This window comes from Arsukibacterium sp., from assembly GCF_041616895.1.
Taxonomy (GTDB): domain Bacteria; phylum Pseudomonadota; class Gammaproteobacteria; order Enterobacterales; family Alteromonadaceae; genus Alishewanella.
Genome location: NZ_JBFJPY010000172.1, coordinates 1 through 3,118, shown reverse-complemented (window position 1 = coordinate 3,118; position 3,118 = coordinate 1). Strand labels below are relative to the sequence as shown.

The following is a 3,118-nucleotide window of genomic DNA, read 5'->3' as shown; positions in this document are numbered from 1 at the left end:
AGTACCACAGCAGTTTGTCCAGAACGGCCAGATCGTGCTGAATGTTTTGCCCTCGGCGGTAGGAAATATGCAGTTGGGTAATGAAGTCATTACCTTTAGCGCTCGTTTTGGTGGTCAGCCGTTTGCATTACATATTCCGGTGAAGGCGGTGTTAGCCATCTACGCTAAGGAAAATGGAGCGGGCACGGTATTTACCCTTGAAGAAGAAGAGGACGATGCGGAGTTGTTCGCAGAGCCTTTTGAGGATGATAACACTCCAGAGCCACCAAAGCCCAAAAAAGGCAGTCATCTGAAAGTGGTTAAGTGAGTTACAAAACTCAGTGTGAAGCTGCCAATGGCAGCTTTATTTTTTTGTGGCGGCTAACTGCCAGAATGCTTGTAGCAATGGTTGCTCTAACTTTTTACTCAACATACACACGCCAAGCTCAAACGGTTGAAACGGATAACTGATATCCAATATGCGTACCCGGTCTCTTACCGGGCTATGCTGAATGACCGGCTCTGGTACCACGGCAACACCACTGCCTAATGCCACCATCGATACCATGGCTTCGTGGCCATCGACTTTTACTGCCACCCTGGGTTTAATGTTACGGGCCGCCAGCCACTGATCCGAGCGGGAGCGGGCAGGGCCATGGTCAGACTGAACCAAAGGGATCTCATTCCAGTTGATCGGTGCCGCTGCCAGTAAATCATTTACTTTACAGGGAATAACCGGGGCAATCAGCCAGACCGGCAACTGGGCAATGCGTTGAAAACTCATCGTGGCAGGCAAATGGCTGGGATAAGCGGCCAAAGCAATATCAACTTCTCCGGCTTTAATTTTCTCAAAAGCCATTGCTGCATCTCCGGTAGTCAGTTTAATTTCGGCCTTAGGACACTGCAGGCGGAATTTATCCAAAATAGCCGGTAAATGGCTGTAACTTGCAGTTACGGTGCAAAAAAGCCGTATTTCACCAGTCAGTTCAGCACTGGCTAACTGCAAGTCTTGTTGCAGTTGATGCCATTCATCCAGCCAGAGCCGGACAAACTGCTGCACTCTGATGCCTTCTTTGCTTAGCAACACTGAACGTTTATCGCGGTTAAACAGCAAGACGCCAAGTTCATCTTCCAGTCGCTGGATAACCCGGGTCAAGGTTGAGGGGCTGACAAACATCTGCTCGCTGGTTTTGGAAAAATTCAAACTGGAGGCTAAATGCAGGAACAATTGAGCACTACGAATATCCATGATTTACCAAAATTGCAAAAAATGAAATACAGACTTGTCAATATATCACTTCACGCAATTAATTGCAGCAACTACTATTAGTTCATTAACGCACTCTGTCGACCGCTATTGTCACTAATTAGTCATCACGTTTGACTATGATAGGTAGAACAGAGATGCGTAAGGTAAGCCGTGCTTATCCGCTAAAATGAATTTTGAGAAATTGTATGAGTAATTATTTTAATACCTTAAGTTTACGCCAGCAGTTACTGCAACTGGGCCAGTGTCGCTTTATGGACAAAAGTGAGTTCAGTGATGGCTGTAATTTTATTAAAGACTGGAATATTGTAATCGTTGGCTGTGGTGCTCAAGGTTTAAACCAGGGCCTGAATATGCGTGACTCGGGTTTAAACATCAGCTATGCGCTGCGCGAAGAAGCGATCAGCGAAAAGCGCGCTTCTTTTGAAAAAGCCAGCAGTAATGGCTTTACGGTCGGCACTTATCAGCAGCTGATCCCGCAAGCTGATTTAGTATTAAACCTGACCCCGGACAAACAGCACAGCAGCGTGGTTGATGCTGTTATGCCATTAATGAAGCAGGGCGCGACCTTAGCCTACTCGCATGGTTTTAATATCGTTGAGGAAGGCAAGCAAATCCGGCCGGACATCACTGTAGTTATGGTAGCACCGAAGTGCCCGGGTACTGAGGTGCGCGAAGAATACAAACGCGGCTTTGGGGTACCAACATTAATTGCCGTGCACCCTGAAAATGATCCAAAAGGCCAGGGGTTAGCCATTGCGAAAGCCTATGCCTCTGCCACCGGCGGCGACCGCGCAGGCGTATTGCAATCGTCATTTATTGCTGAAGTAAAATCAGATTTAATGGGTGAGCAAACCATCCTGTGTGGCATGTTGCAAACCGGCGCTATTCTGGCTTTCGATAAACTGGTTGCCGAAGGTACAGAAGCCGGTTATGCAGCTAAGCTAATTCAGTTTGGCTGGGAAACAGTAACCGAAGCGCTGAAGCACGGCGGTATAACCAATATGATGGACAGGCTGAGTAATCCGGCCAAGATTAAAGCCTTCGATTTAGCAGAGGAGCTAAAAGTAACCCTGCGGCCATTATTTGAAAAGCATATGGACGACATCATCAGTGGTGAGTTTTCCCGCACCATGATGGCCGACTGGGCCAATGATGATAAAAACCTGCTGACCTGGCGCGAGCAAACCCGCGAAAGTGGCTTTGAGCAGGCACCGGTTTCAGCTGAGAAAATTGCCGAGCAGGAATATTTTGACCGCGGTATTTTATTAGTCGCTATGGTAAAAGCCGGGGTTGAACTGGCGTTCGAAACCATGGTGGACGCCGGCATTATTGCTGAGTCGGCCTACTACGAATCACTGCACGAAACCCCGCTAATTGCTAATACTATCGCCCGCAAGCGTTTGTATGAAATGAACGTGGTTATTTCCGATACCGCTGAATACGGTAATTACTTGTTCGCGCATGCTGCAGTGCCGCTATTGCGTGACAAAGTAAACAGTTTAAGCAGTGACTACATTGGCAAAGGGTTAAGCCAGAGCCAGACCGGCGTGGATAACCTGAAGCTGATTGCAGTAAATGATGCTATTCGTCAGCACCCGGTGGAAGTAGTCGGTAAAAAATTACGTGGCTATATGACAGCCATGAAACGAATTGTGGAAGCAGGCTAGCCTGCAGCAAATAGAATGATGTGGTTTATGGCAGTTAATCAGTAAGCAGTGCCTTAGTTAACGCCAGACCAATAACGATGTTATACGTGGACCTTGGTTGTTTTGCCCCGCTTGTCGGGGCTTTTTTTATCTGCTATTTCGTGCTGCTGCCGCTAGCGGCGTTCAGTAACGAACCGAAAGGTTGATAAAAATTTGATATTGT

3 protein-coding genes are annotated in these 3,118 nt (G+C 47.4%); 2 read left to right on the top strand and 1 reads right to left on the bottom strand.

The annotated features are described in order from the left end of the window. Positions 1–307: stringent starvation protein B (locus tag ABY802_RS16370; protein ID WP_372628186.1), on the top strand; the 307-nt coding region annotated here is incomplete at its 5' end. Between the two features lie 36 nt (positions 308–343). Here the strand turns inward: ABY802_RS16370 and ilvY are convergent. Further along, positions 344–1,228 carry an HTH-type transcriptional activator IlvY gene (gene ilvY, locus ABY802_RS16365; protein WP_372628185.1) on the bottom strand — a complete coding sequence of 295 codons (885 nt, stop codon included), beginning with the start codon at positions 1,226–1,228 and terminating at the stop codon, positions 344–346. A 206-nt stretch (positions 1,229–1,434) separates the two neighbouring features. On the opposite strand from ilvY, the gene ilvC reads away from it, so the two are divergent. Beyond that, positions 1,435–2,916 carry a ketol-acid reductoisomerase gene (gene ilvC, locus ABY802_RS16360; RefSeq protein WP_372628184.1) on the top strand — a complete coding sequence of 494 codons (1,482 nt, stop codon included), beginning with the start codon at positions 1,435–1,437 and terminating at the stop codon, positions 2,914–2,916. The last annotated feature ends 202 nt before the right edge of the window (positions 2,917–3,118 follow it).